Annotated in this window: 28 protein-coding genes; 7 read left to right on the forward strand and 21 right to left on the reverse strand. The window is 71.5% G+C overall.

Features of this window, described 5'->3' with window-relative positions; all coding sequences use genetic code 11:
* Positions 1-41: 41 nt before the first annotated feature.
* The 6 genes from M6I34_RS06330 to cadR all read right to left on the reverse strand — a co-directional run bounded on the left by M6I34_RS06330 (position 42) and on the right by cadR (position 4,252).
* Positions 42-713 carry a DUF2202 domain-containing protein gene (locus M6I34_RS06330; RefSeq protein ID WP_272484852.1) on the reverse strand — a complete coding sequence of 224 codons (672 nt, stop codon included), beginning with the start codon at positions 711-713 and terminating at the stop codon, positions 42-44.
* A 173-nt stretch (positions 714-886) separates the two neighbouring features.
* A complete protein-coding gene (locus tag M6I34_RS06335) occupies positions 887-1,168 on the reverse strand; it encodes an acylphosphatase (protein ID WP_272484853.1) in 282 nt (93 codons plus the stop codon).
* On the reverse strand, positions 1,165-1,998 hold the full coding sequence (locus M6I34_RS06340; protein ID WP_272484854.1) for a TlpA disulfide reductase family protein: 834 nt from the start codon (positions 1,996-1,998) through the stop codon (positions 1,165-1,167). Before M6I34_RS06340 ends, M6I34_RS06335 begins: the two co-directional genes overlap by 4 nt.
* 93 nt (positions 1,999-2,091) lie before the next feature.
* A complete protein-coding gene (locus M6I34_RS06345; RefSeq protein ID WP_272484855.1) occupies positions 2,092-2,724 on the reverse strand; it encodes a dienelactone hydrolase family protein in 633 nt (210 codons plus the stop codon).
* A gap of 88 nt (positions 2,725-2,812) precedes the next feature.
* Entirely contained in the window at positions 2,813-3,739 is a 927-nt protein-coding gene (locus M6I34_RS06350) for a dihydrodipicolinate synthase family protein (protein WP_272484856.1), read from the reverse strand.
* Between the two features lie 81 nt (positions 3,740-3,820).
* Positions 3,821-4,252, reverse strand: a complete 432-nt coding sequence (cadR, locus tag M6I34_RS06355; RefSeq protein WP_272484857.1) for a Cd(II)/Pb(II)-responsive transcriptional regulator — start codon at positions 4,250-4,252, stop codon at positions 3,821-3,823.
* 170 nt (positions 4,253-4,422) lie between these two features.
* Here cadR and M6I34_RS06360 point away from each other — a divergent pair, with 170 nt between their 5' ends.
* Complete coding sequence (locus M6I34_RS06360) at positions 4,423-4,998, forward strand: cation efflux transmembrane domain-containing protein (protein ID WP_418953537.1); 576 nt, start codon at positions 4,423-4,425, stop codon at positions 4,996-4,998.
* Between the two features lie 43 nt (positions 4,999-5,041).
* Here M6I34_RS06360 and M6I34_RS06365 read toward each other — a convergent pair whose 3' ends face one another.
* Positions 5,042-5,548, reverse strand: coding sequence for a macro domain-containing protein (locus tag M6I34_RS06365; protein ID WP_272484859.1), 507 nt, complete (start codon positions 5,546-5,548; stop codon positions 5,042-5,044).
* 197 nt (positions 5,549-5,745) lie between these two features.
* Here M6I34_RS06365 and M6I34_RS06370 point away from each other — a divergent pair, with 197 nt between their 5' ends.
* Both M6I34_RS06370 and M6I34_RS06375 read left to right on the forward strand, forming a co-directional pair.
* On the forward strand, positions 5,746-6,729 hold the full coding sequence (locus tag M6I34_RS06370) for an XdhC family protein (RefSeq protein ID WP_272484860.1): 984 nt from the start codon (positions 5,746-5,748) through the stop codon (positions 6,727-6,729).
* 8 nt (positions 6,730-6,737) lie between these two features.
* Positions 6,738-7,958: an MFS transporter gene (locus M6I34_RS06375; protein ID WP_272484861.1), complete on the forward strand. Its 1,221-nt coding sequence runs from the start codon at positions 6,738-6,740 to the stop codon at positions 7,956-7,958.
* Here the strand turns inward: M6I34_RS06375 and M6I34_RS06380 are convergent.
* Genes M6I34_RS06380 through M6I34_RS06390 form a run of 3 tightly spaced genes read right to left on the reverse strand, consistent with a single transcriptional unit; the run spans position 7,856 to position 9,855 of the window.
* Positions 7,856-8,665, reverse strand: coding sequence for an SGNH/GDSL hydrolase family protein (locus M6I34_RS06380; RefSeq protein WP_272484862.1), 810 nt, complete (start codon positions 8,663-8,665; stop codon positions 7,856-7,858). The genes M6I34_RS06375 and M6I34_RS06380 overlap by 103 nt on opposite strands.
* Positions 8,662-9,600 (reverse strand): 23S rRNA (adenine(2030)-N(6))-methyltransferase RlmJ, encoded by a 939-nt coding sequence (locus M6I34_RS06385; RefSeq protein ID WP_272484863.1) that lies wholly within the window; start codon positions 9,598-9,600, stop codon positions 8,662-8,664. Before M6I34_RS06385 ends, M6I34_RS06380 begins: the two co-directional genes overlap by 4 nt.
* A 12-nt stretch (positions 9,601-9,612) precedes the next feature.
* Positions 9,613-9,855: a hypothetical protein gene (locus M6I34_RS06390; RefSeq protein WP_272484864.1), complete on the reverse strand. Its 243-nt coding sequence runs from the start codon at positions 9,853-9,855 to the stop codon at positions 9,613-9,615.
* Positions 9,856-9,982: 127 nt separating this feature from the next.
* On the opposite strand from M6I34_RS06390, the gene M6I34_RS06395 reads away from it, so the two are divergent.
* Complete coding sequence (locus tag M6I34_RS06395) at positions 9,983-11,032, forward strand: VIT1/CCC1 transporter family protein (RefSeq protein WP_272484865.1); 1,050 nt, start codon at positions 9,983-9,985, stop codon at positions 11,030-11,032.
* A gap of 183 nt (positions 11,033-11,215) precedes the next feature.
* Positions 11,216-12,757: a choice-of-anchor F family protein gene (locus tag M6I34_RS06400; RefSeq protein ID WP_272484866.1), complete on the forward strand. Its 1,542-nt coding sequence runs from the start codon at positions 11,216-11,218 to the stop codon at positions 12,755-12,757.
* Positions 12,758-12,847: 90 nt separating this feature from the next.
* On the opposite strand, the gene M6I34_RS06405 is transcribed toward M6I34_RS06400, so the two are convergent.
* Positions 12,848-14,314 (reverse strand): phenylacetate--CoA ligase family protein, encoded by a 1,467-nt coding sequence (locus M6I34_RS06405; RefSeq protein ID WP_272484867.1) that lies wholly within the window; start codon positions 14,312-14,314, stop codon positions 12,848-12,850.
* 84 nt (positions 14,315-14,398) lie between these two features.
* Between M6I34_RS06405 and M6I34_RS06410 the strand changes: the two genes are divergently transcribed.
* On the forward strand, positions 14,399-14,821 hold the full coding sequence (locus M6I34_RS06410; protein ID WP_272484868.1) for a YchJ family protein: 423 nt from the start codon (positions 14,399-14,401) through the stop codon (positions 14,819-14,821).
* Here the strand turns inward: M6I34_RS06410 and M6I34_RS06415 are convergent.
* The 9 genes from M6I34_RS06415 to M6I34_RS06455 all read right to left on the reverse strand — a co-directional run bounded on the left by M6I34_RS06415 (position 14,797) and on the right by M6I34_RS06455 (position 23,421).
* A complete protein-coding gene (locus tag M6I34_RS06415) occupies positions 14,797-16,704 on the reverse strand; it encodes a putative bifunctional diguanylate cyclase/phosphodiesterase (protein WP_272484869.1) in 1,908 nt (635 codons plus the stop codon). The two genes, M6I34_RS06410 and M6I34_RS06415, sit on opposite strands and share 25 nt — an antisense overlap.
* Positions 16,705-16,831: 127 nt before the next feature.
* A complete protein-coding gene (sufT, locus tag M6I34_RS06420) occupies positions 16,832-17,428 on the reverse strand; it encodes a putative Fe-S cluster assembly protein SufT (protein WP_336254454.1) in 597 nt (198 codons plus the stop codon).
* 24 nt (positions 17,429-17,452) lie between these two features.
* Entirely contained in the window at positions 17,453-17,914 is a 462-nt protein-coding gene (gene sufU / locus M6I34_RS06425) for a Fe-S cluster assembly sulfur transfer protein SufU (RefSeq protein WP_272484870.1), read from the reverse strand.
* On the reverse strand, positions 17,911-19,161 hold the full coding sequence (locus tag M6I34_RS06430; RefSeq protein ID WP_272484871.1) for a cysteine desulfurase: 1,251 nt from the start codon (positions 19,159-19,161) through the stop codon (positions 17,911-17,913). The genes sufU and M6I34_RS06430 overlap by 4 nt, the downstream gene beginning before the upstream one ends.
* Positions 19,158-20,531 carry a Fe-S cluster assembly protein SufD gene (gene sufD, locus M6I34_RS06435; protein WP_272484872.1) on the reverse strand — a complete coding sequence of 458 codons (1,374 nt, stop codon included), beginning with the start codon at positions 20,529-20,531 and terminating at the stop codon, positions 19,158-19,160. The genes M6I34_RS06430 and sufD overlap by 4 nt, the downstream gene beginning before the upstream one ends.
* Positions 20,528-21,352, reverse strand: coding sequence for a Fe-S cluster assembly ATPase SufC (sufC, locus tag M6I34_RS06440; protein ID WP_272484873.1), 825 nt, complete (start codon positions 21,350-21,352; stop codon positions 20,528-20,530). The genes sufD and sufC overlap by 4 nt, the downstream gene beginning before the upstream one ends.
* Before the next feature lie 22 nt (positions 21,353-21,374).
* On the reverse strand, positions 21,375-22,823 hold the full coding sequence (gene sufB, locus M6I34_RS06445; RefSeq protein WP_272484874.1) for a Fe-S cluster assembly protein SufB: 1,449 nt from the start codon (positions 22,821-22,823) through the stop codon (positions 21,375-21,377).
* Complete coding sequence (locus M6I34_RS06450; RefSeq protein WP_272484875.1) at positions 22,820-23,278, reverse strand: SUF system Fe-S cluster assembly regulator; 459 nt, start codon at positions 23,276-23,278, stop codon at positions 22,820-22,822. Before M6I34_RS06450 ends, sufB begins: the two co-directional genes overlap by 4 nt.
* 2 nt (positions 23,279-23,280) lie before the next feature.
* Positions 23,281-23,421, reverse strand: a complete 141-nt coding sequence (locus M6I34_RS06455; protein ID WP_272484876.1) for a hypothetical protein — start codon at positions 23,419-23,421, stop codon at positions 23,281-23,283.
* A gap of 147 nt (positions 23,422-23,568) precedes the next feature.
* Between M6I34_RS06455 and M6I34_RS06460 the strand changes: the two genes are divergently transcribed.
* The gene (locus M6I34_RS06460) at positions 23,569-25,137 is read left to right on the forward strand and encodes a phospholipase D-like domain-containing protein (RefSeq protein WP_272484877.1); all 1,569 of its coding nucleotides are present in this window, start codon (positions 23,569-23,571) and stop codon (positions 25,135-25,137) included.
* Here the strand turns inward: M6I34_RS06460 and mrtJ are convergent.
* On the reverse strand, positions 25,111-25,578 hold the full coding sequence (gene mrtJ, locus M6I34_RS06465) for a JDVT-CTERM system glutamic-type intramembrane protease MrtJ (RefSeq protein WP_272484878.1): 468 nt from the start codon (positions 25,576-25,578) through the stop codon (positions 25,111-25,113). The genes M6I34_RS06460 and mrtJ overlap by 27 nt on opposite strands.
* Between the last annotated feature and the right edge of the window lie 67 nt (positions 25,579-25,645).

Raw genomic sequence — 25,645 nt, forward strand, 5'->3', positions numbered from 1 at the left:
GCAGCCCGCAGCGCGCGTCGGTACGTGCTCGCGTGCGGACCTCAGGCGGTGCAGGAAGCGGTGCCCGCCACGATCGCGTCCCACTCCTCCTGCGTGATCACCTGCGACTGGTAGCTGACGCCGTTGGCGCGCAAGGCCTTGTCGAAGGCCTGCAGGTGCTCGTAGGAGCCGCACAGCAGGTTCTGGTAGACCTGCAGGATGCTGGCCTCGTCGGTGTCCTCCATCTTCTCGCGGATGTCGACGATGTCGGTCTCCTCGATCAGCGCGCCCACCTTCAGGCCTTCGATCAGGCTGACGCTGCCCATCGCGATCAGCTTGTCGTACAAGGCCTGGAGATACGGGTCCTCGAACACGCCGACCGGATTGCCCTCGGCGGGATCCTCGATTCCGTAGAGCTCGATCTGGCCGAGCACCGCCTCGGTGTGCGCGGTCTCGCTGGCCGCGATGTTCGAGAAGATCTCGGCACCCCAGGTGTTGAACAGCGTGGCGTAGACGTCGTGCGCCAGCTTCTCTTCCTCGCGCATGAACTTCAGGCCCGCGATTTCGATCTCGTCCAGCCCGGTCGAGGTGAGCGTGGTGTCGCCGGTCACACCGGCCTCGGCGATCGTGTTCAGCGAGTCGTCGCCGCCGCTGCCGCAGGCGGTCAGCACCGGCCCGAACACCACAGCGCCCAGCATGGCGCTCATGCCGCGGATGAAGTGCTTGCGATCCATGGCTGCTCCTTCTGTCTGTATGAGTCAAGGCTCATATTGCGCCGAATGCGACAAGCCGTACCCCTGGCGGAAACGCGATTCGAATCAATTGCTTGCAACGGATCTCCAATTCGGGCAGAGCGCGGCAAGGACCCGCTTTCGCCGCGGCGCGAATCGGGCAGACCCGGGGCAGCTCAGGCGGTGGGCCGCTGCATGAAGCCTTCGAAGGACGAGGCCTCGTCGGCGCGCTCGACGACGTCGACCCGCGCGACGCTCGCAGCGGGCGGCCCGCGGCGCGCCCATTCGACGAGCGCCTCGACCGCCGGCTCCGGCCCCGCTGCCAGCGCCTCGACCGAGCCGTCGAGCCGGTTCCTCACCCAGCCCACCACGCCGAGCCGCCGCGCCTCGCGGGCCATGGCCGCGCGGTAACCGACGCCCTGCACGCGTCCCTCGATCCGCAGCAGAACCGACCTCATCGATCGCTCCCGGGGCGAATTCGTTGCAGCTTCGCCGCGAGCGAGGCCTCGGACAGCGCGCCGAGATGCGTGTCCACCAGCCTGCCCTGCGCGTCGTAGAACAGCGTGGTGGGCATCGCCCGCGAGCCCACGCTGCGCGCCAGCGCCCCGCCCGGATCGAGCAGCATGTTGCCGAGGTCCAGCTTCTGCGCGGCGACAAAGCGCTCGACCTGCCCGGCGCCCTCGCCCTGGTTCGCGAACATGAAGACGATGCCGGTCTCGCGCTTCTGCGCGGCCGCCAGCACCGGCATCTCGCGCACGCAGGGCGGACACCAGGTGGCCCACAGATTGACGACGGCCGGCCGGCCCTGCACCAGCGCCCCCAGCGAAATCGGCTCGCCGGCCAGCGAACGAAGCTGCGTGTCCGGCAGCGCGGGCGCCGACTGCCTGATCTGGTGGATGCCGACAGCCAGCCCGCCCCATGCGAGCGCGCCCGCGACCAGGGCCGCGGCCAACGGCCTGCGCAGCGCCTCGCGACGCCAGGCCCGCCACGCTCCGAAGGCCAGCGCCGCGGCGACGCCCGCCCAGGTCTCGAAACCGCCGTCGCGGATGTCGAGCATGGACAGCGGTTCGCCACGGTACTGGTCGAACCAGCGCGCGACGAACGCGACCCGTGCGACGACGAGCCCCACCAGCACCATGTCGGGCAGCACCGCGCCGATGCCCGCGCCCTTCGGCGTGCCGAGGCGGCGACCGGCGAGCCAGCCGGCGACGAGCGCCACGAAGATCGCGACGATCATCAGCAAGCGATCGACCGAGAGGCCCAGCGGACCGAGATTCACCGAGAGCATGGGCGAGAGCCTAACGGATCGGGGCGGCGATGCGGCGATGCGGGGCGGTGACGCGCCGACGCGCGACCACGATGCGACGGCGCCGCGCGCGCTTCAGCCGAACCAGCGCGCGAACCAGTCCGCAGCGTGACCCGCCGCCTGCGCCAGCGTGCCCGGCTCCTCGAACAGGTGAGTGGCCCCGGGCACGATCACCAGCTCGTTCTCGCAGCGCATGCGGGCCATCGCCTTTCGGTTGAGGCCGATGACCACGTCGTCGAACCCGCCCACGATCAGCAGCGTCGGCGCGGCGACCGCCTCGAGCAGGCCGGCCCGCGCCAGGTCGGGGCGTCCGCCGCGCGAAACGACGGCCGCGACCCGGCTGCCCGGGGCGGCTGCTGCCTCGAGCGCCGCCGCCGCGCCGGTGCTGGCGCCGAAGTAGCCGAGCGGCAATGCCGAGACCGCGTCCTGCCGCGCCAGCCAGTCGGTGGCGGCCAGCAGGCGCTCGGTGAGCAGCGGGATGTCGAAGCGCGCCTCCGGGTCTCGGTCTTCCTGCGGCGTGAGCAGGTCGAAGAGCAGCGTGGCGATGCCGCGCTGCTGCAGCACCTCGGCAACGTAGCGGTTGCGCGGCGAGAGCCGGCTGCTGCCGCTGCCGTGGGCGAAGGCCACGATGCCGCGCGCCGAGGCAGGCACCGTGAGCGTGCCGGGCAGGCCGCGCTCGAGCGCGGGCACGTCGATCAGGATCTCCATCTCGCCTCCCCGATGAATCGGCTCGAGACTTGCGACATCGGCCCGGGCCACGGCGCTTCGAGCCGCAAGGCTCGGCGCTCGGCGCCCGTCAGCCGATCACGCTGGCAACGTCGAGCGGCTGCGTGATGTCGACACCCGGCATGACCGCTTCGAGCAGCTCGGTCAGCTGCGCCGCGCTGACCGGCGCCAGCGCCCCGCCCGGGTGCCGGACGGTGCCGGTGCCGAGCAGCCCGCGCCGCCGCAGCAGCTCCTTGCGTACCGCCACGCCCGGTTGCTGCTCGAACACGATCAGCGGCAGGAAGTGGTTCCAGATCCGCCGGGCGAGCGCCTTGTCGCCGTGCTGCCAGGCCGCCACGTGGGCCTGCAGCACCTCGGGGAACGCGAAGCCGGTGTTGTAGCCGCTGGATCCCTGCTCCAGGTCGAACTGGCCGTACAGCGCGCCCAGGCCGGTGAGCATCGGCAGTTCGCGAGACAGCGCAGCCTTCATCGCCGCGATCTTCGGCGCCGAGGGCACCGCCTCGGCCTTGATGCAGGCGATGCGGGCGTTGTCGGCGACGATCTTCGCGATCAGCGGCACGCCCATGTGCACGCCGGTCGACGCGGGATGGTCCTGCAGCACCACCGGCAGGCTCACGCCTTCGCAGACCCGGCCGAAGTACTCGGCCACCCGCGCATCGTTGGGCGCCGGCTCGGCCGACGGCGTGACCATCAGCGCGTCGGCGCCCAGCTCGGCGGCCATTCGGCCGAGCTCGACCGTGGCGCGGGTGCCCGGATGCGAGATGCCGACGATCACGGTCATCGTTCCGCCGACCGCGCCGACGGTCGTTCGCACGATCGCCTCGCGCTCGCGGTCGCTCATCCGGTTCGCCTCGCCGAGCACGCCCAGCACGGTGACGCCCTGCACGCCGATGCGCTGCATGAACGCGAGCATCCGGCGAAGCGAGTCCTCGTCGAAGCTCTCGTCGTTTCGGAACGGGGTGGCCAGGATCGGGTAGACGCCCTTGAAATCGTGCATCGCTTGTTCTCGTGGTTTTCTCGGCAAGTTCGCAGCGCGCCGGGTGGCGCGTCGAGTCAGGGCCTCATTTTGCGCCAAGGCTCATCGCTTCGCACCGTGGCAGGCGCAGGCTTCGCCCTGGGCCGCCGACACCAGCTCCTGCAGGATTCCGCATTCGCGGGCCGCGTGGGGCTCGCGGCACTGCGCGCTCAGCGAGGCGAGCTGGCGCTCGAGCGCGCGCAAGCTGTCGAGCCTGGCGCGGACCCGCGCCAACTGCTCGTCGATCAGTTCGTTGATGTCGCCGCAGTCCGCGTCCGGATGGTCGACGAAGCCGAGCAGCCGCCTGACCGCGTCGAGCGGCATGTCGAGCGCCCGGCAATGCCTGACGAAAACCAGCCGCTCGACGTGCGCCGGGCCGTAGGAACGGTAGGCGTTGGACTCGCGCGCCGGTTGCGGCAACAGGCCGCTCTTCTCGTAGAAGCGGATCGTCTCCACGTCGACGCCGGTCATCCTGGAGAGCTCGCCGATTCGCATCGCCACCTCCGTGCGGGGAGAACGTCTCGATCTTTCGATGATAGCCCTTGACTCCGTAGCGACTCCAGGCTTTTGAATGACGGCCATGACAACGCACGACGGAGAGGCCCTTGTCCCACTGCCACGATGATCACTGCACATCGTCGGAATTCGATGCGGCGAACCCCCGGCTGCGACGCGTGCTGTGGATCGCGCTCATCCTCAACGCCGCGATGTTCGGGATCGAGATCGTGGGCGGCCTCAAGTCCGGATCCGTGTCCTTGCTCGCCGATGCGGTCGACTTCGCAGGCGATGCGGCCAACTACGCACTGTCGCTGGCGGTCCTGTCGATGGGATTGCTGTGGCGCGCGCGCGCCGCCTGGATCAAGGGAGCCACGATGGGCGCGTGGGGCGCATTCGTGCTGGGCAAGGTCGCCTGGGCAGCTGTCCTCGGGGAGGCGCCGGAACCTTTCACGATGGGCGCGATCGCCTTGCTCGCGCTGGCGGTGAACGCCGGGGTGGCGGCCATGCTGTTCTCGTTCCGGGAAGGCGACGCCAACCTGCGTTCGGTCTGGCTGTGCAGCCGAAACGACGCGATCGGCAACCTGGCGGTGGCTGCGGCTGCGCTGGGCGTGTTCGGCACCGGCACCGTCTGGCCCGATCTGCTGGTCGCCATCGCGATGGCCGGACTGGCCCTGAGCGCCTCGATCTCGGTGCTCAGGCAGGCTCGTTCGGAAATCGCGCTGGCGAGATCGGGCATCTCCTGAGACCGCGCCGGCCCGGCCGGCGCGGCTCGGGTGCGCCGGGGCTTCAGCCCAGTTTCTCGTCGGCCTGCACGCCGGCGTGATAGGTCTCGTAGACGATGACCGGAATGCCCAGGTCGCCGAGGTGCTGCTGGACGACCGGCTTCACGTCGGCCCACTGCAGGCCGCCGACACCGGTAGCCAGCCGCGGCAGCGCCAGGCTGCGAACCTTCTCGTCGCGCGCGAACTTGGCCAACGCCTTCAGCACGCGGCTCACGTTCTCGACCGTGGCCTTGCCGGGCCTCGCCGAGCCGCCGGATCCGATCATGTCCTGCGTGAGCAGATTGACCACGCCGCGGGCGCTGCCGTCGGCATCGACGCCGGCCCAGGCCCAGATCTCGCCGGCCGCCAGCGGATGGTTGCGGGTGGCCTGGCGGTAGTCGCGCACCATGGCCGGCCAGCGCTCGCGCAGCGCGAGCGCCAGACCGTTGTCGAAGTGGTCCTGCGGCGCGATGCCGTGGGCGATGAACTGGGCCTTGCTGAGAAGGATGTCGCCTTCGGTTTCTCGAATCATCGGGGGTCCTGGACTGGGGTTGAACTGAAGCGGGAACGATCGGAACGGCGTGCGCGACACCGTTCACTGCCGATGTCATGATTGTCCGGCTTGCGGCCGGTTCCGGTGATGACGCCGGTCAAGCAAGCACGACGGCCGGCCGCGGGCAGCGGGACCGGCCCGCAGGGTCGGCATCACCCGCAACGCACTGCGAGACCATGGACAGCACCGATCTCTCGGTCCTTCGCGCCGCGATCGACTGGCTGCGCGCCGGCCGTCGCGTGGCGCTGGCGACCGTCGTGGAAACCTGGGGCTCCGCGCCGCGCCGGCCGGGCGCCTGGCTGGCGATCCGCGACGACGGGCAGGTGGTCGGCTCGGTGTCGGGCGGCTGCGTCGAGGACGACCTGATCGCGCGGGTCCGCGAAGGCGCGCTGCAGCGCGAGCTTCCCGAGCTCGTCGTCTACGGCGCGACCCGCGACGACGCGAGCCGCTTCAACCTGCCTTGCGGCGGCCGGCTGCGCATCGTGGTCGAGCCGCGGCCGCGGCCGGACCTGCTCGAGGCCCTGCTCGCCAGGACCGCGGCCAAGCGGATCACCACCCGGTCGCTCGACATGGCAACCGGCGCGTCCAGCCTCGCCGACGCCGCGCGCTCCGACGTCTTCTCCTTCGACGGCCGCACGATGCGCGCAGTCCACGGCCCTCGCTGGCGCCTGGTCGTCATCGGGGCCGGCCAGCTGTCGCGCTGCGTGTGTGAAATCGCGCTGGCCGCCGACTACGAGATCGTGGTCGTCGATCCGCGCGAGGAGTTCGCCGAAGGCATGACGATCGAGGGCGTGAGCCTGCTGCGCGAGATGCCCGACGACGCGATCCTCGCGCTCGGCATCGACGACCGCACCGCGATCGTCGCGCTGACGCACGATCCGAAGCTCGACGACATGGCGCTGCTCGAGGCGCTGAAGTCCCCGGCCTTCTACGTGGGCGCGCTGGGCAGCCGGGCGACCACTGCGAGCCGCAGGGCGCGGCTCGCGATGTTCGACATGACGCCCGAGGAAATCGACCGGCTGCACGGACCGATCGGCCTGTTCATCGGCGCCCGCACGCCGCCCGAGATCGCGATCTCGATCCTGGCGGAGATCACCGCGGTCCGCCACGGCGTTCCGCTGCTGCAGCGGCGCCGGGAGGCACCGGCGGGCGCCGATTGAGTCCGACGATGCGCGCGGGCCCCCTGGTTGCGTCGATGTGCGCGGGCCAGCTCGGCAGCCTGCTGCCGCACATGGCCTTCTCGGCGCTGATCCCTCGCTTCGCCGAGCTCTGGGGGCTGAGCGCGACCGAAAGCGGCGCGATCGCCGGCGCCTACTTCATGGGCTACGCGGTCATGGTGCCGCTGAGCACCACGCTGACCGACCGGGTCGACGCACGGCGCATCCTGGTGTCCGGCACGCTGCTCAGCACGGTCGCGACCCTGGCCTTCGCGATGTTCGCGCAGGGCTTCTGGTCGGCGGCGTTCCTGTGGGCGATCGCGGGCGCCGGCTTCGCGGGCGCCTACATGCCGGGCCTGCGCGCGCTGACCGACCGGCTGCCGCCGGGCGACGCCTCGCGCAGCATCACGCTGTACACCTCGAGCTACTCGGTCGGCGTCGGCCTGTCCTTCCTCGGCGCGCAACTGGTCGAGCGCCAGTTCGGCTGGCAGGCCGCCTTCGTGGCCGTGGGCTGCGGCCCGCTGGTCATGACCGCGGTGGCACTGTCGCTTCCCGCGCACCGGCCCACGCCGCGCGCGGGGGCCAGGCTGCTCGACTTCCGGCCGGTGCTGGCCAACCGGCCCGCGCTGGGTTTCGTGCTCGGCTACGGCGCGCACTGCTTCGAGCTCGCCGCGATCCGCGCCTGGATCGTGTCGTTCTGGCTGTTCACCGCAGCGCGGGAGGGCGCGCCCGCGTGGATCGACGCGGTCGTCGTCAGCGTGGCGGTCACCCTGATCGCGATGCCTGCCAGCATCCTGGGCAACGAGATGGCCCTTCGGATCGGCAGGCGGCGGCTGATCGCGGCCGTCATGGCGGCGTCGGCGGCGTTCGCCGTCGGCCTCGGGCTGGCCTCGGCCGGCCCCTGGCTGCTGGTGCTCGCGCTGCTGCTGCTGCACGGCTGCGCGGTCCCCGCGGACTCGGGCGCGCTCACCGCCGGCATGGTCGGGGCCGCCGACCCCGACTATCGCGGCGCCACCATGGCGCTGCACTCAACGGTGGGCTTCGCGGCGTCCTTCGTAGGGCCGCTGGCGGTGGGGCTCGCGCTCGACGCCTTCGGCGGGCCGGCCAGCGCGACCGGCTGGCAGGCCGCCTACTTCGTGCTCGCGCTGGCCGCCGCGGCGGGCCTCCCGGCCATCAGGCTGGGCAAGGCCCGCGCGGCCTCGGCGGCCAGCGCCCCGGCCCAGACGCGGTAACCGGCCGGCGACGGGTGGAAGCCGTCCTCGGCCATCAGCGATCGGTCGGCCAGCGCGGGCAGCGGCAGGTGGCGCATCGCCGGCTGCCCGGCGCAACGTCGGGCGAGGGCCTCGTCCAGGTGCCGGGCGCGCGCCCCCAGGTACCAACGCAGCGGTTGCGGCAGCAGCGGGAAGCGATGCATCGGCGGAAGGCCCGAGACGATCACGCAGGCCGCGCCGTGGCGGTGCTGCAGCGTCGACGCCAGTCGCTCGACCACGCGCAGCCAGCGCGCGGGCGGCGTGGCGCCGGTCACATCGTTGACGCCCACCGCTACCACGGCCAGGTCGCAGCCGCGCGGCGCCAGCGCCTCGATCATGCCCAGCGCCTCGGCCGCGTTCGCACCGGTGCGCGCTGCCAGCGACCATTCCACGCGATCGGGAGCGACCGGCGGCGCGGGCCCGGCGGCGCTCTCCGGGTTCGCGCCGAGCAGCGCCCGCGCCAGGTTCCCGGCCAGCGCATCGTCCTGGGTCGGCGCGCCGACGCCGGCAGCCGAAGAATCCCCGACGACCAGCAGCCTCAGCGTGCGGGCAGCACGCTCGGGAGATCGCCCTGCGGCGCCTTCGCGCGGGCCCGCCGCCTCGGGCAGGCGCAGCGCGATCCGCCGCACCCGCCTCCCCTGAACGACCAGCAGCGGCGCCAGCGCGAGCCCGGCGGCGGCCAGCTTCATCGGCGCACTGGCGCCTTGGTTCGCGCCGGCCGCGCGGGTCGCGGCGGTCGCGCCGACTGCACCGGCTGCGCCGGCGACCCCTCGCCCCCTTGCTCGAGCGAATGCCGCGCACCGTCGTCCTGTCGAAGCGCGGCGGTCAGCCACGGCAGGCAGGCCCGCAGCGACTCGTGCAGCGTCCACGGCGGATTGACGACGAACATCCCGCTGCCGTGCAGGCCCAGGCCGTCGGCGGCCGGATGGCGGACGGCCAGCGTGACGTGCAGCCAGCGGATGCCGGGCTGGTTCGTCAGCCGCCGCGCGAGGTCGGCAGGCTCCGGCCGCTGCACCAGCGGGTACCAGATCGCGTAGCAGCCGGTCGCGAATCGCTCCAGCCCCTCGCGCAGCGCGGCGAGCGCCCGCGCGTAGTCGCGCTTGTCCTCGTACGACGGATCGATCAGCACCAGCGCGCGCCGCGGCGGCGGCGGCAGCAGCGCCTTCAGGCCCGCGAAGCCGTCGCCGGGCGAGACGATCGTGCGCCGCTGCGCGTCGCGCCCGGCCTCCTCGATGTTGCCGGCCAGCACCCGGCTCTCGTTCGGGTGCATCTCGAACAGCCTGAGCCGGTCGCGATCGCGAAGGTGGCGCAGCGCGATGAAGGGCGAGCCGGGGTAGTGGCGAAGCCGGCCCTCCGGGTTGACCGCGCGCACCTCGTCGAGATAGTCGGCCACCGCCGGCGGCGCGTCGGCCCGCCCCCACAGCCTGCCGATGCCGTCGGCGAATTCGCTGCGCTTGGCCGCCCACTCGCCCTCGAGCGAATACAGGCCCGCCCCGGCATGCGTGTCGATGACCCAGAACGGCGTCTCCTTCAGCGCCAGGTGGCGTAGCAGCTGAACGAGCACCACGTGCTTGAGCACGTCGGCGTGGTTGCCCGCGTGGAATGCGTGACGGTAGCTGAACATGCGACGCCTCTTTCAGGACTTCGGCGAGCGCCGGCGCAGGCGCACGAGCTTCGCCGCGAGCAGCGCCCACGGCAGGCCGTGCAGCAACAGGTCGAACACGTCGACCGGGCGGGAGAGCGCGCCGGCCGCCAGCATCTTCAGCTTCTCCCAGACGTGCGGTTCGGGCAGGTAGGGCGCAAGGCCCAGCGTGGCGCAAAGCAGCGCCACGATGCTGAGCGGAAACCGGTCGAGAAGGCGGGTCGGGCTGTTCGGCATGGCGAGATCATCGCAGATCGACGGGGGGCCGGCCGTGGGCCCGGGCGCCGGGGGCCGGGCGGTCTGGGCGAGGCGCCGCCTTTCCCGCGCCGCCCGGCCACCCGCGCGCCGCGTTACGATCGCGCAGATGAGCTCAACCGACACGAATGCCGCCAGCGAGGGCTACCTCGAGGAAGCCCGCTCGGCCCGCCTGTACCGCGCGCTCGCGCAGATCGAGACGGATGCGCGAATCTCGCGCATGTACCGCGAGCTCGGCGCGGCCGCCGAGCAGCAGGCCGGGTTCTGGGCCGGGCGACTGCGCGAGGCCGGCCGGCCGGTGCCTGCCGAGGTGCCGCTGGGCTTCCGGGCGCGGGCCGCGCTGGCGCTTGCCCGCCGGCTGGGCGTGCGGCCGCTGCGACCCGCGTTCGCCGCGCTGAAGGTCAGGGGCTTGTCGGTGTATTCGGCGCCGCCGCCGGCAGGGCACCCGCGGCCCACCGACGTCGAACAGATCGGCAAGCGGCACCACACCGGCAGCGGCAACCTGCGCGCGGCCGTGTTCGGCGTCAACGACGGCCTGGTGTCGAACGCGAGCCTGATCCTCGGCATGGCCGGCGCGGCGGCCGAGCCGCGCACGCTTCTGCTGGCCGGCGTGGCCGGGCTGCTGGCGGGCGCCTTTTCGATGGCGGCCGGTGAGTACGTGTCGGTGCGCTCGCAGCGCGAAGTCTTCGAGTACCAGATCGGGCTGGAGCGCGAGGAGCTCGAGGAGTACCCGCAGGCCGAGGCCGACGAGCTCGCGCTGATTTACGAGGCGAAGGGCTTCCCGCCCGACGACGCGCGCCGCATGGCGCAGACGCTGATCGCCGACCCGGAGCGCGCGCTGGACACGCTGGCGCGCGAGGAGCTCGGCCTGAATCCCGACGAGCTCGGTTCGCCCTGGGGCGCGGCGATCTCGTCCTTCCTGGCCTTCGCGGCCGGGGCGGTGATTCCCTTGTTGCCGTGGCTGCTGCTCGGCGAGGCGATCGCGCTGGGCGCGTCGATCGGACTGGCCGCCGCGTCGCTGTTCGCGGTCGGCGCGGCGCTGTCCTTCTTCACCGGGCGCGGCGCGCTGCTGTCGGGCCTGCGGATGCTCGCGATCGGCGCGGCCGCCGGCGCGGCCACCTACGGAATCGGCGCGCTGGTCGGCGTGAGCGTGGGCTGAGGGCGACGAAGCCAGGTTCCCGCCGGCCGACTCCGGGTTTCCCGCACCGGCGATGCCGCAAACGGAACCGTCGGGCGGCCTTGCTTAACAAATGTCAACGACCCTCCTTCGGGAAAACCCGTAATTCCGCCCTGCGTTGGTAAAGTGCAAGTCGCTGTTTTACCCCCGCAGGAGACCTTCCCCGTGCAGCTTCCCTTCTCGAGCAAGACGCTCGCGCGCTGTGTCGCGCTGGCGCTCGTCGCCGCGCCGGCCTTCGCCGGCGAAATCCAGTCGATCGATCTGACCAACCTGAAGTCGAGCGACACCGCCCCCATCACCACGATCTACGACCGCGACGTGACCGCCGGCACCGACGGGGCGATCACCTACGGGGAGATCGGCTGGGACGTGGTCAAGGCCGTCGCGCCTGGCATCACCGTCTTCAACAACGTCCCGCCGCGCAACGCCAACCAGATCTACGCCGACTGCGTGATGGCGCCGCGGACCGACGCACTGAAGTTCGCCAACGGGCACACCTACGACTGGGCGTGCAACGACACCTTCCAGTCGCACAAGCGCTACAAGATGAGCGCCAATGCAATCGGCCCGATCGACCTGGTGTTCAAGGTCAAGCCGGGCGACTTCTACGCGCCCATCGTCGACAAGGACGGCAACGTCATCGATCCGCAGGCGGACCAGGATCCGACCCTGAACGCCTACCGGATGATCGGCAAGCTGAACAACCACACCGGCAAGCGGCTGGCCGGGTTCAAGATCGAGCTCGGCTTCAACATCGGCGGCAACTTCGTGAAGTCGACCAGCGGCGACGGCGTGAAGATCCGCCTGTACGAGGAGATCGCCGACCCGATCGCCAATCCGCCGACGCCGCTCGGCACCAAGGACATCGCCGAATTCCCCGGCGGGCTGTTCTACGGCCCGGCCGACGACAAGCACTACTGGGGCTTCTTCAGCAGCACGCGCGCCTATTTCGAGGTCGACACCTCGACGCTCACCAGCGACGAGGACATGCTGACCAGCGGCATGCTGTCGAAGAACTACACCGACAACTTCGGTCAGTGGCTGCCGATCAACTGGGTGCCGCCGGGCTGGCTCTACGACGCCGACGGCAACCCGGGGACCGACGACGATGTCGTTGCATGGTTCAACGGCACGAACTGGATCACCTACGACGTCGACCCTGTGACCGGCGACCGGACCGAGCGGATCGTCGACGCCGCCACGATCGCGATGTACGAGTCCACGCCGACAACGGTGTGGCTCGACGATGGCGACGTCAACACGGCCGGCGGCACGTTGTACGCCACCTGGGACGCGGAGAGCTCGGTCTACACGCTGGCCGCTGGCGGCACGGCAACGAACGACGAGATCGCTGCGCAACTCGTTGCGAACCCGCTGCTGGAGCGTCGCGCCGGCTACCAGAGCGGCCCGATCGAGGATCTGGCGAACCTCAACCTGAACTACTACATCGAGGTCAAGGATCCGACCCTTTGGACCACCTACGACGCCAACACGGGTGAAGGGACGTTCACGCTTCGGATCACGCCGATCGAGGCCGCGGACAACACGCCGCCGGCCTGGCTGCCCGCCGAGGAGACGCCGGTCACCACCTCCGGCGACGGTGGCTGCACGATGGCCTCCGGCAAGGCGCCCTTCGACCCGACGCTGCCGCTGCTGCTGGCGGGCGGCATCGCGGCGATCGCGCTGCGCCGTCGCGCGTCGCGCTGAGTTTCGGGGGCCTTCGGGCCCCTGCCGCAAGGGCCGGCGCTCCCTCGGGGGCGCCGGCCTTTTCTTTTGACGCGCCGGCCCTCTTCCGTGTCAGCGCGCCGGCTGCGCCGCCGGCATCGCCCTGACCTGCCTGAGCTTGCCGCTGACCGGGTTCGCCTCGGGCGGCTGCGAATCCAGCGCGAGCTTCACCGGGCGGGCCCCTTGCCCCTTCAGGAATCGCGCCACCGCCCGCCTGACGCTTGCGAAGGCCGCGGCGCGGTCGGCCTCGTCGGCCAGGTCCAGTCTCAGGCTCATCGCGCCCGGGGCGGTCTGGGTGAGCTGGAAGCGGTGCACGCCCGCTTCTTCCTCGATCACGGTCTCGATCGCCAGCGGCAGGATGCGCACGCTCGCCACGCCGTGCCCGGCCGCCGGCAGGACCAGCACGTCGTCGCGCCGGCCCTCGATGCGCACCGACGGCTGCCGGCGCCCGCAGTCGCAGGGCGTGTCGTCGACCGTGACGCTGTCGCTCAGGTCGTAGCGGACCAGCGGCTGCACCCGGTTGGCCAGGTTGGTGATCAGCACACTCGCCGACGGCTGCCCGGCCGGCACCGGCCTGCCCTGCTCGTCGATCGGCTCGAGCACGACCCAGTCGTCGTTCACGTGAAGCCTGCCGTGGCGGCAGGCGAAGGCCATGTTCATGCACTCCGAGGCGCCGTAGTCCTCCACCACCGGGCAGCCGAAGGCCTGCTCGATCGCGGCGCGATCGGCCTGGGTCAGGCCCTCGCCGCCGCACCACAGGGCCTGCGGCTCGATCGCCAGCCGGCCCTCGCAGCGCTCGCGCGCGAGCAGGGTCAGCATCGTCGGGTAGGTGGCCACGAAGGCCGGCCGCCACGCGTTCAGCTCGGCCACCAGCCTCGGCAACGGCTGCAGGATCGAGAAGGCGCGCGAGCTGGCCGCGATCGCCGGATGCAGCCGTCGCTGGCGCTCCCACGAGACCACACCGGCGAAGTGACCGTCGATTGCCGCAACGAAGGCAAGCCGCGCCGGCTCGGCGAGCGAGCGGCCTGCCCCGCCGAAGCTCGCGCCGAGCTCGAAGCGGCAGGTCATCAGCGCCGAGTAGAGCGCCAGCGCGTCGGCGTCCTGAACGTAGATGCCCGGCACGCCGGTGGTGCCCGAACTGGTCCAGATCGCGTACTTGCCGAGATAGGGCTCGGCGATCCGCCCCGGATCCGCGACGAACTTCAGCAGCTCGGCCTTGCGCAGGTCGGGGTCGACGACCCAGTCGTCGAAGCCCGCCATCAGCAGCTTGCGGTTCACCGGCGGATACGCGGAAAGGTCTGCGCAGCCCGGCGGCACGTGACGCCAGTGGGCGCGATAGAAGGCCGAGCGGGTGCGCGCGTGCTCGATCATCGACGCGACGCGCTGCCTGCGGATCTCGCGGCGCGTGTCGTCGTCGGCCGCGTCGTAGGCCCAGATCGCCTGCGCGTGCACGCCCCAGCGCCACAGGTCGTCGACGCCGCGCCACCACTCCCAGGGATTCGCGGCGCCGATCAGCGCGGATATCGGATCGATCGACATGGCGTCAATCTAGCGCGGTCCGGATAATCCTGCTTGACCCGAATCACCGCTGCTCGCCGGCCCGCCCGCCGGCGCCCCCGTCGAATGGCCATCGAGGACTCGCGCCTGGGCGCAAACGCCGCGCCGCGCGCCGCCTGCCCCTGCGGCAGCGGCGCCTCTTACGGCGACTGCTGCGGCCGCTGGCACGCCGGCCCGCTGCACCTGGCCGCGCCGACCGCCGAGGCACTGATGCGCTCGCGCTACTCGGCCTTCGTGCTGGGGCTCGTCGACTACCTGCTCGACACCTGGCATCCGGACACGCGCCCGCCGGCGATCGCGCCGAGCGAACCGGGGCTGCGCTGGCTGGGGCTGGAGGTCAGGAAGCACGAGGCGCAGGACGCCGACCACGCCACGGTCGAGTTCGTCGCCCGCAGCAAGCTGGGCGGTCGCGCCCACAGGCTGCACGAGAAGAGCCGCTTCGTGCGCGAAGGCGGCCGCTGGTTCTACCTGGACGGCGAGCTCCCGTAGAGCGCCTGGCGCATGCGCAGCCAGCCGACCACTTCGGCTTCGGGCATCGGCCTGGCCAGGTGATAGCCCTGGATCTCGTCGCAACCGAGCCTCGCCAGGCAGCGCATCTCCTGCGCGGTCTCCACCCCCTCGGCCACCACCTTCAGGCCGAGCTGCTTGCCGAGCTCGATCGTGGAGCGAACGATCGTCATGTTGCCGCGGTCCTTCTGGATGCCGGTCACGAAGGAGCGGTCGATCTTCAGCTCGTTGACCGGCAGGCGCTGCAACTGCTTCAGCGTGGCGTAGCCGGTGCCGAAGTCGTCGACCGACAGCCTCACGCCGGCGCGGGCGATCGCGCGCAGGTTCTTCATCGAGGTGTCGGACTCGCTGACCACGCCGCTCTCGGTGATCTCCAGGCACAGCCGCCGGGGATCGATCGGGTACTTGCGCAGCACCTCCATGACGGTTCGGGCGAAGGCGTCGTTCTCGATGTCCAGCGCCGACACGTTGACCGACACGCACAGGTCCAGGCCCTCGTCGGCCAGCGCCTTCGAGAAGCGCGCGCCCTGCTCGACCACCGAACGGGTGATCTCGCGCATGAAGCCGGTCTGCTCGGCGAAGGGGATGAACTCGCCCGGCGGGACCCGGCCGCGCTGCGGGTGGTGCCAGCGCACCAGCCCCTCCAGGCCGGCGATCCGGCCGCTCGCGAGCTCCAGCTTGGGCTGGAAATCGAGCACGAAGGCCCCGTTGCGCAGCGCCTCGCGCATCTCGCCAAGCATCGACAGGTAGCTGCGCTGCAGCTCGCTGCCCTCGCCGTCGAACACGTGCTCGCCCGATCGGGCGCGCTTGGCGCGGTACATCGCCGAATCGGCGTGGCGCAGCAGCGTCACCTCGTCCTGGCCGTGCGCCGGGTACATCGCGATGCCGATGCTCACGCCGATGTCGATCAGCTGGTCCTTGTGTCGCAGCGGCGCGCGCATCGCCTCGAGGATAGCGCGCGACACGGTGCGCGCGGCCTCGGCGTCGCCCGACAGCACCAGCACGAACTCGTCCCCGCCGATCCGGGCGACGGTGTCCGCCTCCCTGACGGACCTGCGGATCCGCCGCGCGACCTCCTTGAGCAGCAGGTCGCCGGTCGAGTGGCCGAGCGTGTCGTTGACGAACTTGAAGCGATCGAGGTCCAGCACCGCCACCGCGAACTGGACGCCGGCACGCTGCGACAGCGCGATCGTCTGCCGGATCCGGTCGGCGAGCAGCGCGCGGTTCGGCAGGCCGGTCAGCGGATCCGACAGCGCCGAGGCGATCAGCCTGCGCTCGCGTTCGGCCACCGAGTCCGCCAGCTGCCTGACCGAGTCCGCGAGCCGGCCGATCTCGTCGCCGGCCGGCACGGCTTCGCCGTCCGCGGCGTCGGTCTGGCGCGCGCGATCGACGGTCACGCCGATCCGGTCGAGGCGGCGCGCCAGACGGTGCCCCTGCCACCATGCCGCCAGCACGGCGGCGGCCATGACCGGCACTGAGGCGGCGAGCCACGACAGCAGGCCGCCCTCGCCGCCCTGGAACATCGCGGCGACGCCGGCCACGGCCAGCAGCCCCTGGACCGTGACCATGGCCAGCAGCACGACCAGCGCCGTCCTGACGGCCAGGCCGATCGCGACGCGGTTCGAGAGCCGGGGGGAACGCCCTGCCGGCCGACGTTCGGCCGCCTGGCGCTTGGCCGCCGGGCGTTCTGCCCGGCGGCGTTCGGCCGAGCCGGGCTCCGCCGGGCCGGGTCCGGCCGACGGCGGTCGCTCACGGGCGCCGGGCCGCGCGGACCCGACCGGCGCGGCGCGCGCCGCCCCGCGCTCGTCGCGCGGGCGAACGGCGACCGGGACGGGCGGGCGATCGACCGCTGCGGCTTTGCTCATGAGCCGCACTGTGCGCGGCCACGCACCGGACCTCAGCCGGCCCGCGACGAACGGAAGGCGATGTCCGACGAAAGCCCCGAGGCGCCGGGCCCGTCCAACGGACAGCGCGGGCGACGATGCGCCGACGCTACATCAGCCCCATCTCGAGGCGCGCCGACTCGCTCATCATTTCGCGGCTCCAGGGCGGGTCCCAGACCAGGTCCACGTCGACCTGCTCCACGCCGCGGACGCCCAGCAGTTTCTCGCGGGCCTCGTCGGCGATCGTCATGCCCATGCCGCAGCCGGGCGCGGTCAGCGTCATCTTCACGTCGAGGCGAAACCCCCCGTCGGGCAGCGGCAGCGCCTGGCACAGGTAGACCAGGCCGAGGTTGACGATGTCGACCGGGATCTCGGGGTCGTAACAGGTGCCCAGCCGTCGCCAGGCCTCGGCCTCGATCGATTCGATCGTGGGCGGATTGTCCGGATCGTCTTCCTGCTGTCCCGTTCCGGGCGGATTGGCGTCGCCGGCGTCGGCGGGGTCCAGCCCCAGCGCATCGGCGTTCGCTCCGGCGATCCGGTACAGGTTGCCGCCGACCATCACGGTAAAGTTGCCGCCGAGTTGCTGGGTGATCTGCGCAAGGCTGCCGCCGGGCAGCGTGACCGGCGAGCCGAAGGGGATCTGCGTGGCCTCGCAATCGCGTTCGAGATACACCTGCCTGATGTCGCCGTGCCGGTTCATCGTCATCGCCTCAATCGGTATCGCCCGTTCTCACTCTGTCTTCGCCGTGCCCGCGCCGGTCAGCGCGTTGTGCAGCGTGTGCCAGGCCAGCGTGGCGCACTTGACCCGCGCCGGGAACTCGCGCACGCCCGACAGCACCTGCAGCTTGCCGAAGTCGCGGCCCTCGGGCGGTGCGTCGGTCAGCATCGCGTGCACGTCGCGGAACAGCGCCTCGACCTCCTCGACCGGCTTGCCCTTGACCGCCTCGGTCATCAGCGAGGCCGACGCGGTGGAGATCGCGCAGCCGTGGCCCACGAAGCTCACGTCGGCGATGCGGCCGTTCTCGATGCGCAGGTAGACGGTGAGCCGGTCGCCGCACAGCGGGTTGTGGCCGTCGGCCGCATGGTCCGCGTCGGGCATCTCGTGGAAATTTCGCGGCTTGCGGTTGTGATCGAAGATCACTTCCTGGTACAGCTCGCGCAGGTCGCCGCCGCCCATGTCGGACACGCTCATGCCGCCTCCTCCGTGCCGAACAGCTTCTGAGCCTTGCGGATCGCGGCGATCAGCGCGGCCACGTCGCGCTCGTCGTTGTACAGCGCGAACGAGGCGCGGGCGGTGCCGGGAATGCCGAAGCGCGTCATCACCGGCATCGCGCAGTGGTGGCCGGCGCGGATCGCCACGCCCTCGGAATCGAGGATCGTGCCAAGGTCGTGGGGATGGATGCCCGCGACCGTGAAGGACAGGATGCCGGACTTGTTCGCCGCGGTGCCGTACAGGCGGATGCCGGGCAGCTTCAGGATCTCTTCGGTGGCCCGGGCCAGCAGCGCATCCTCGTGGGCCGCGGCCGCTTCGAGGCCCACCTCGGACAGGTAGTCGATCGCGGCGGCCAGCCCGACCGCGCCGGCGATGTTGGGGGTGCCGGCCTCGAAGCGCGCCGGCGGCTCGGCCCAGGTGCTGCCTTCGAAGGCCACGGTCAGGATCATGTCGCCGCCGCCCTGCCACGGCGGCATCGCCGACAGCAGTTCTCGCCGCCCGTACAGCGCGCCGATGCCGGTGGGGCCGTAGAGCTTGTGGCCGGAGAACGCGTAGAAGTCGCAACCCAGCGCCCGCACGTCGACCGGCAGGTGGGCCACGGCCTGCGCGCCGTCGACCAGCGCGAGGGCGCCCGCCGCGTGCGCCTTCGCGATCATCGGGGCGACCGGGTTGATCGTGCCCAGCGAGTTCGACACGTGCGCGATCGCAACCAGCTTCGTGCGCGGGCCGAGGAGGCTCTCGTAGACGTCGAGCCGCAGCTCGCCGGCGTCGGTGATCGGCACGACCCTGATCTTCGCGCCGGTCTGCTCGCAGACCAGCTGCCAGGGCACGATGTTCGAGTGGTGCTCCATCTCGGTGAGCACGATCTCGTCGCCGGGCTTCAGGTTCGCGCGCCCCCAGCCGAAGGCCACCAGGTTGATCGCCTCGGTCGTGCCGCGGGTGAACACGATCTCGTCGGCCCGCGCCGCGTTCAGGAAGCCGCGCACCCGGTCGCGCGCGCCTTCGTACAGGTCGGTGGCGTGCTGCGACAGCCAATGCACGCCGCGGTGGATGTTGGCGTTCGACTCCCGGTAGAAGGCCGCCTCGGCCTCGATCACGCGATCGGGCTTGTGGGTGGTTGCGGCGTTGTCGAGGTAGGCGAGCCGCTTGCCGCGCACCGGGCGCGCCAGGATCGGAAAGTCGGCCGCGCGAGCGGCGATCGTAGCGGGATGTTCGCGGACGCTCATGCCAGGGCCTCCAGAAGCTCGCCTCCCGGCAGACGCGAGCGGACGGCATTGCCGGCGCGCTCGCGCAGCGCGCCGAGCTCGATCCGGCCGAGCACCTCGGCCGCGAAGGCCCAGGTCAGCAGGTTGCGCGCGTGGGCCTCGTCGATGCCGCGCGTGCGCAGGTAGAACAGGCTCGCCTCGTCGATCTGGCCGACGGTGGCGCCGTGCGAGCACTTGACGTCGTCGGCGTAGATCTCGAGCTCGGGCCGGGCGTCGGCCTCGGCGCGCGGCGACAGCAGCAGGTTGTCGGCGCGCTGCATCGCGTCGGTGCGCACCGCGCCCGGCGCCACTAGGATGCGGCCGCTGAACACGCCGCGCGCCTCGCCGTCGAGGATGCCGCGGTAGTACTCGTGGCTGGTCCCGCGCGGCGACAGGTGATCGATGCGGGTGTGGTGGTCCACGTGCCGCTTGCCGTCGACGTGGTACAGGCCGTTGAGCAGCGCCTCGCAGCCCTCGCCGCCGAAGCGGGTCGAGATGTCGTGGCGCGCCAGGCGCGCGCCGAAGGACAGCGAGTGCGAGGCGAACGCCGCGCCGCGCGCCTGCGCAGCGTCGATCGCGGCCAGGTGCACCGCCCGCTCCGACTCCTGCTGCAGCTTCATGTGGGTGACCCGGGCGTCGGCGGCCGCGTCGATGCGGGTGACCGCATTGGTCAGCGTGGCGGCGTCGGCCGAAGAGGCCACGTAGTGCTCGACGATCGTGGCCTGCGACCCGGCCTCGGCCCGCACCAGGTTGCGCACTTGCGCGGCGCTGCCCGTGGACCCGGCAACGAAGACCAGGTGGATAGGCTGCTCGAGCGCGACGCCGCGGCCCAGTTCGACGAAGGCGCCGTCGGTGGCCAGCGCGGCGTTCAGCGCCACCGGGCTGCCGCCCAGCGCAGCGTCGCCGAACAGCGGCTCCACCGACTCGGGCGCGCGCGCCAGCGCCTGCGACAGCGGCTCGATGCGCACGCCGGCGGGCAGCTCGCCGATGTCGCCGAGCGCCGGCGTGTGCCGGCCGTCGACGAAGACCAGCCAGTGCCCGTCCGCACCGCCCGCCTTCGCAGCGCCGCTGCGATCGGCCGGCGACGCCGCCTGCGACGCTCGCAGCGCCGCCACCGCCCTGCGGGCAGCCCCTTCGTCGACGCTGCCCTCGGCGGTCGGCGCGAAGCTCTCGCTGCCCAGGAAGACCAGCGAGGTGTGCCGCCAGGCCTCGAGCCTGCCGCTCGGCCAGCCCTCGGCCGCGAAACGATCGATCGCTTGCGCGCGGACGCGGTCGAGCCAGGGCAGCCCCGCGCCGGGCAGCGACGCTGCCCGCTGCCGGAAGCCTGCCAGCCAGGCGTCGGTCGCGCTCATCGCTTCGCCCCCTCGCGGGCCGCGGCCGCGCGCGCCGGCCCGGTTGCCGGGCCCGCCTTTTCGGCGGCGCCGGCCTGCGCCCCCTCGAGCAGCCACGAATATCCGCGCTCCTCGAGCTCGTGGGCGAGCTCCGGTCCGCCCGAGCGGATGATCCGGCCCTGCGCCAGCACGTGCACCTTGTCGGGAACGATGTAGTCGAGCAGGCGCTGGTAGTGGGTGATGACGATCATCGAGCGCTCGGGGCTGCGCAGCCGGTTCACGCCGTCGGCCACCACGCGCAGCGCGTCGATGTCGAGGCCCGAGTCGGTCTCGTCGAGGATCGCGAGCTTCGGTTCGAGCAGCGCCATCTGCAGCACCTCGTTGCGCTTCTTCTCGCCGCCCGAGAAGCCCTCGTTGACCGAGCGGTACAGGAACTCCTCGCGCATGCCCACCGCCTTCATCTCGGACTTGACCTTCGCGAGGAAGTCCATCGCGTCGAGCTCGGGCAGGCCGCGATGGCGGCGCACCGCATTGACCGCCGCCTTCAGGAAGTAGGCATTCGACACGCCGGGGATCTCGACCGGGTACTGGAAGGCCAGGAACAGCCCCTCGCGGGCCCGCTCCTCGGTGGCCAGCTCCAGCATGTCGCGGCCGTCCCATTCGACGCTGCCGCCGTCCACCGTGAAGCTGTCGCGGCCGGCCAGCACCTGCGCCAGCGTGCTCTTGCCCGAGCCGTTCGGGCCCATGATCGCGTGGACCTCGCCGTCGTTCACCTGCAGGTCGAGCCCGCGCAGGATCTGCTTGCCGTCCACCGAGGCCTTCAGGCCATTGATCGTCAACATTGGTGTTTTCTCCGTTATCTGCTCAGCCGACGCTGCCTTCCAGGCTCACGCCCAGCAGGTTCTGCGCCTCGACCGCGAACTCCATCGGCAGTTCCTTGAACACTTCCTTGCAGAAGCCGTTCACGATCATCGACACCGCGTCTTCGGCCGACAGGCCGCGCTGCATCGCGTAGAACAGCTGGTCCTCGCCGATCCGCGAGGTGGTCGCCTCGTGCTCGACGCGCGCCGACGGGTGCCGCACCTCGATCGTGGGGAAGGTGTGCGCCGCGCACTTGTCGCCGATCAGCAGCGAGTCGCACTGCGTGTAGTTGCGCGCGTTCTCGGCCTTCGGCGACATGCGCACCAGCCCGCGGAAGGTGTTGCTGCCGTGGCCCGCCGAAATGCCCTTCGAGATGATCGTGCTCTTCGTGTTGCGGCCCAGGTGGAACATCTTGGTGCCGGTGTCGGCCTGCTGCCGGTGGTTGGACAGCGCCACCGAGTAGAACTCGCCGACCGAGTCGTCGCCGCGCAGGATCACGCTCGGGTACTTCCAGGTGATCGCCGAACCGGTCTCCACCTGCGTCCAGGAGATCCGCGAGCGCGGCCCCCTGCAGTCGCCGCGCTTGGTCACGAAGTTGTAGATGCCGCCCTTGCCGTCCTTGTCGCCCGGGTACCAGTTCTGCACCGTGGAGTACTTGATGTAGGCGTCGTCGAGCGCGACCAGTTCCACCACGGCGGCGTGCAGCTGGTTCTCGTCGCGCATCGGCGCGGTACAGCCCTCGAGGTAGCTGACCGAGGAACCTTCCTCGGCGACGATCAGCGTGCGCTCGAACTGGCCGGTGTCGCGCGCGTTGATCCGGAAGTAGGTGGACAGCTCCATCGGGCACTTGACGCCCTTCGGGATGAACACGAAGGAGCCGTCGGAGAACACCGCCGAGTTCAGCGCGGCGTAGAAGTTGTCGCCCTGGGGCACCACGGTGCCCAGGTACTTTCGCACCAGCTCGGGGTGCTCCTTCACCGCCTCGGAGAAGGAACAGAAGATGATCCCGTGCTCGCCGAGCTGCTTCTTGAACGTGGTGGCCACCGACACCGAGTCGAACACCGCGTCGACCGCCACGCCGGCCAGCCGGGCGCGCTCGTGCAGCGGCACGCCGAGCTTCTCGTAGGTGCGAAGCAGCTCGGGATCGACCTCGTCGAGGCTCTTGGGGCCGTCCTTGAGTTTCTTCGGCGCCGAGTAGTAGACGATGTCCTGGAAGTCGATGGCCGGGAAGCTCACCTGCGCCCATTCGGGCGGCGTCATGGTCAGCCAGCGGCGATAGGCCTGCAGCCGCCACTCGAGCATGAACTCGGGCTCGCCCTTGCGGGCCGAGATCATGCGGATGGTGTCTTCGGACAGGCCCTTCGGAACCGAGTCTTCCTCGACTTCGGTCACGAAACCGGCCGAGTACTCGCGCTCGAGGAAGGCGTCGAGCTGTCGGGTTGCGCTGCTCATCTGCTGATGCTCCGTAGAGAACTCGTGTCGACCTTCACCTCGCGGGGCGGCAAGGGCCGGATCATGTCTGCCAGGGTCACGCCCTCGAGGGCGCGCCTGACCACGTCGCTGATCGATCGCCAGTTGGCGCGGATACCGCAGCCGTCCTCGATGTCGCAAAGGCCCGAGGTGGCGCTGCATTCGGTGAGCCCGAAGGGCCGCTCCTCGAGCGCGTCGACGATGTCGGCCACCGTGATCTGCTCGGGCGGCCGCGACAGCACGTAGCCGCCGCGCAGGCCGCGCACGCTGGTGACCAGATCGCCGCGCGCCAGCCCCTTCAGCACCTTGGCCACCGTGGGCACGCCCAGCCCGAGCGTGGCCGCCAGGTCGGCCGCGCTGAAGCGCTGGCCCGGCGAGCGGGCCATGTGGCTCATGACCATCGTGCCGTAGTCGGTGAGGCGGCTGACCCTCAGCATGGCTAGTCCCGTTCGTCGCCGGGCAGGCCCGCCTCGTGCGGCTGCAGGCCGAAATGGGCCGCGCTGAGTTCGAGGAACTGCTCGAGCGCGTCGGTCGGCTCGCAGGTCGGGACGAGGAGGTCGTTCTGTCGTTCGTTGGTCATGGCCGATATGGTACATTTTTTGTACTATTTTCTCAAAAGCCCACGGCAGCGAACGGGTCGAGCGCCTCCCGGCGCGGCCGCCGACGGAGGCTGCGCGGCCCGCCGACATTCGGCTATCGTCCGGGTCATGCCCGCCGCGACAGCACCATGACCCTCGCCCCCGACGCATCCCGGATGCGCCTGCTCGCCGAGCAGGCCTTCTCGCGCGCGGCCGGCGCGCCGCTGCTCGGCGGCAACCGGATCCGGCTGCTGAAGGACGGCGCCGAGAACTACCCGGCCTGGCTGGCCGCGATCGGCGAGGCGCGGCGGTCGGTCATGTTCGAGAACTACATCGTCCACGACGACGCGGTCGGCAGTCGCTTCGCCGACGCGCTGATCGACGCGGCGAGCCGCGGGGTGCGCGTGCGGATGGCCTACGACTGGCTTGGCTGCCTGCGCAGCGCATCGCGCGGCTACTGGGAGCGGCTGCGCCAGGGCGGCGTCGAGGTGCGCGTCTTCAATCCGCCCAGCTTCGACAGCCCGCTGGGCTGGGTGAGCCGCAACCACCGGAAGTCGCTTTGCGTCGACGATTCGGTCGCCTTCGTGAGCGGGCTGTGCATTGGCCGCATGTGGGAAGGCGATCCCGAGCGCGGCATCGCCCCCTGGCGCGACACCGGAGTCGAGCTGCGCGGGCCGGCGGTGGCCGAAGTCGCGCGAGCCTTCGCCCGGGCCTGGGCGACGACCGGCGCGCCGTTGCCCGCCGACGAGTTGCCCGAGGCCGACGCGATCGCCCCCGCCGGCGAGGCAGAGCTCAGGGTGCTCGCGAGCATGCCTTCGGTGGCGGGACTGTACCGGCTCGACCACCTGATCGCTGCGCTGGCGCGCGACACGTTGTGGCTCACCGACGCCTACTTCGTGGGCACTGCCAGCTACGTGCAGGCGCTGCGGCAGGCGGCGATGGACGGCGTCGACGTGCGGCTGCTGGTGCCCGGCGCGAGCGACATTCCGGCGCTGTCGCCGGTCAGCCGCGCCGGCTACCGTCCGCTGCTCGAGGCGGGCGTTCGGGTCTTCGAGTGGAACGGGCCGATGCTGCACGCCAAGACCGCGGTGGCCGACCGCCGCTGGGCGCGCGTCGGCTCCAGCAACCTGAACATCGCGAGCTGGCTCGGCAACTGGGAGCTGGACATCGCCGCCGAAGACGCCGACTTCGCAGCCGACATGGAAGCGGCCTACCTGGAGGACCTGTCCAACGCGACCGAGATCCTGCTCGGCCAGCGCAACCGGATCCGGCCGGCCGACCCCGGAGCCGACGCCCGGGCAGCCGAGCGTCGCCGGCGCCTGCGGGCCGAGCGCCGCGCCGAGGCACGGGCGCGTCGCGATCGGGGCGACACTGCGAGGACGCGCAGGTCGGGCGGCTCGGCCGGCCAGATCGCGGCCGGCGCGATCCGCGTCGGCAACACCTTCGGCGCGGCCCTGGCCAACCGGCGAGTGCTCGGCGCCGCGGAAGCGAAGACGATGACGATGGCCGGCACGGCGCTGGCCGTCGTGGCGGTCGTGGCCGCCCTGTGGCCCCGGCTGCTGGCCTGGCCGCTGGCCGCGTTCTCGGCCTGGAGCGCGATCGCGCTGCTTCTGCGCGCCTGGCGGCTGCACCGGCGCGGCCGCCCCGGCCCGGCCGGGAATCCGCCGGCGCGCGGCGGAGGCGCGGCCGGGTCAGCTCGCGAGCCGCCCGGCGAATAGCGCAGCGACGCCGAAGCCGGCGTTGTAGACCGCGTGCATCGCGACGGCCGGCCAGACGCTGCCGAAGCGCTCGCGAAGATGGCCGAAGACCAGCGAGGGCGCGACGACCGCCAGCGCCCACGCCGGAGGCTGCGCCAGCAGGTGCATCGCCGCGAAGGCAGCGGTCGTCAGCAGGTTCGCGACCGACACCGGGCCGACGCGACGCGCGGCCGACAAGCGCAGCAACTGCCCCTGCAGCAGGCCCCGGAAGACCAGTTCCTCGAGCAGCGGCTGCCAGGCCACGAACGCGAGCCACTCGAGCAGGCCGGCCGGTCGGTGGAGCGGCCCGGCCAGGCCCAGCCCCAGCAAGAGCCAGACCGGCAGGGCCACGACGATCGCCGCGACGAATTGAGCGTCGGCAAGCGGCAGCACGAAGCGCGCGAGGCCGCTCTCTGCGAGCAACGGTGCTCGCCCGTGAGGCGGCGGGGCCGAGGGCGGGGGGTCGGGAGAGGGCGGCACGAGCTGGATC

The organism is Zeimonas sediminis (assembly GCF_023721795.1).
Classification (GTDB): domain Bacteria; phylum Pseudomonadota; class Gammaproteobacteria; order Burkholderiales; family Burkholderiaceae_E; genus Zeimonas; species Zeimonas sediminis.

Excerpts from the sequence above, each read along its gene's own strand:
- M6I34_RS06370 (WP_272484860.1), top strand. The coding sequence starts at position 5,746 with ATGGACAGCACCGATCTCTCGGTCCTTCGCGCCGCGATCGACTGGCTG.
- sufC (WP_272484873.1), bottom strand. The coding sequence starts at position 21,352 with ATGTTGACGATCAATGGCCTGAAGGCCTCGGTGGACGGCAAGCAGATC.
- M6I34_RS06380 (WP_272484862.1), bottom strand. The coding sequence starts at position 8,665 with ATGAAGCTGGCCGCCGCCGGGCTCGCGCTGGCGCCGCTGCTGGTCGTT.
- sufU (WP_272484870.1), bottom strand. The coding sequence starts at position 17,914 with ATGAGCGTGTCCGACATGGGCGGCGGCGACCTGCGCGAGCTGTACCAG.
- M6I34_RS06450 (WP_272484875.1), bottom strand. The coding sequence starts at position 23,278 with ATGCTGAGGGTCAGCCGCCTCACCGACTACGGCACGATGGTCATGAGC.
- M6I34_RS06395 (WP_272484865.1), top strand. The coding sequence starts at position 9,983 with ATGAGCTCAACCGACACGAATGCCGCCAGCGAGGGCTACCTCGAGGAA.
- M6I34_RS06375 (WP_272484861.1), top strand. The coding sequence starts at position 6,738 with ATGCGCGCGGGCCCCCTGGTTGCGTCGATGTGCGCGGGCCAGCTCGGC.
- sufB (WP_272484874.1), bottom strand. The coding sequence starts at position 22,823 with ATGAGCAGCGCAACCCGACAGCTCGACGCCTTCCTCGAGCGCGAGTAC.
- M6I34_RS06350 (WP_272484856.1), bottom strand. The coding sequence starts at position 3,739 with ATGCACGATTTCAAGGGCGTCTACCCGATCCTGGCCACCCCGTTCCGA.
- M6I34_RS06415 (WP_272484869.1), bottom strand. The coding sequence starts at position 16,704 with ATGAGCAAAGCCGCAGCGGTCGATCGCCCGCCCGTCCCGGTCGCCGTT.
- M6I34_RS06460 (WP_272484877.1), top strand. The coding sequence starts at position 23,569 with ATGACCCTCGCCCCCGACGCATCCCGGATGCGCCTGCTCGCCGAGCAG.
- M6I34_RS06345 (WP_272484855.1), bottom strand. The coding sequence starts at position 2,724 with ATGGAGATCCTGATCGACGTGCCCGCGCTCGAGCGCGGCCTGCCCGGC.
- M6I34_RS06330 (WP_272484852.1), bottom strand. The coding sequence starts at position 713 with ATGGATCGCAAGCACTTCATCCGCGGCATGAGCGCCATGCTGGGCGCT.
- sufD (WP_272484872.1), bottom strand. The coding sequence starts at position 20,531 with ATGAGCGCGACCGACGCCTGGCTGGCAGGCTTCCGGCAGCGGGCAGCG.
- M6I34_RS06335 (WP_272484853.1), bottom strand. The coding sequence starts at position 1,168 with ATGAGGTCGGTTCTGCTGCGGATCGAGGGACGCGTGCAGGGCGTCGGT.
- cadR (WP_272484857.1), bottom strand. The coding sequence starts at position 4,252 with ATGCGAATCGGCGAGCTCTCCAGGATGACCGGCGTCGACGTGGAGACG.
- sufT (WP_336254454.1), bottom strand. The coding sequence starts at position 17,428 with ATGACGATGAACCGGCACGGCGACATCAGGCAGGTGTATCTCGAACGC.
- M6I34_RS06340 (WP_272484854.1), bottom strand. The coding sequence starts at position 1,998 with ATGCTCTCGGTGAATCTCGGTCCGCTGGGCCTCTCGGTCGATCGCTTG.
- M6I34_RS06430 (WP_272484871.1), bottom strand. The coding sequence starts at position 19,161 with ATGAGCGTCCGCGAACATCCCGCTACGATCGCCGCTCGCGCGGCCGAC.
- M6I34_RS06455 (WP_272484876.1), bottom strand. The coding sequence starts at position 23,421 with ATGACCAACGAACGACAGAACGACCTCCTCGTCCCGACCTGCGAGCCG.
- M6I34_RS06390 (WP_272484864.1), bottom strand. The coding sequence starts at position 9,855 with ATGCCGAACAGCCCGACCCGCCTTCTCGACCGGTTTCCGCTCAGCATC.
- M6I34_RS06410 (WP_272484868.1), top strand. The coding sequence starts at position 14,399 with ATGGCCATCGAGGACTCGCGCCTGGGCGCAAACGCCGCGCCGCGCGCC.
- M6I34_RS06405 (WP_272484867.1), bottom strand. The coding sequence starts at position 14,314 with ATGTCGATCGATCCGATATCCGCGCTGATCGGCGCCGCGAATCCCTGG.
- M6I34_RS06365 (WP_272484859.1), bottom strand. The coding sequence starts at position 5,548 with ATGATTCGAGAAACCGAAGGCGACATCCTTCTCAGCAAGGCCCAGTTC.
- M6I34_RS06385 (WP_272484863.1), bottom strand. The coding sequence starts at position 9,600 with ATGTTCAGCTACCGTCACGCATTCCACGCGGGCAACCACGCCGACGTG.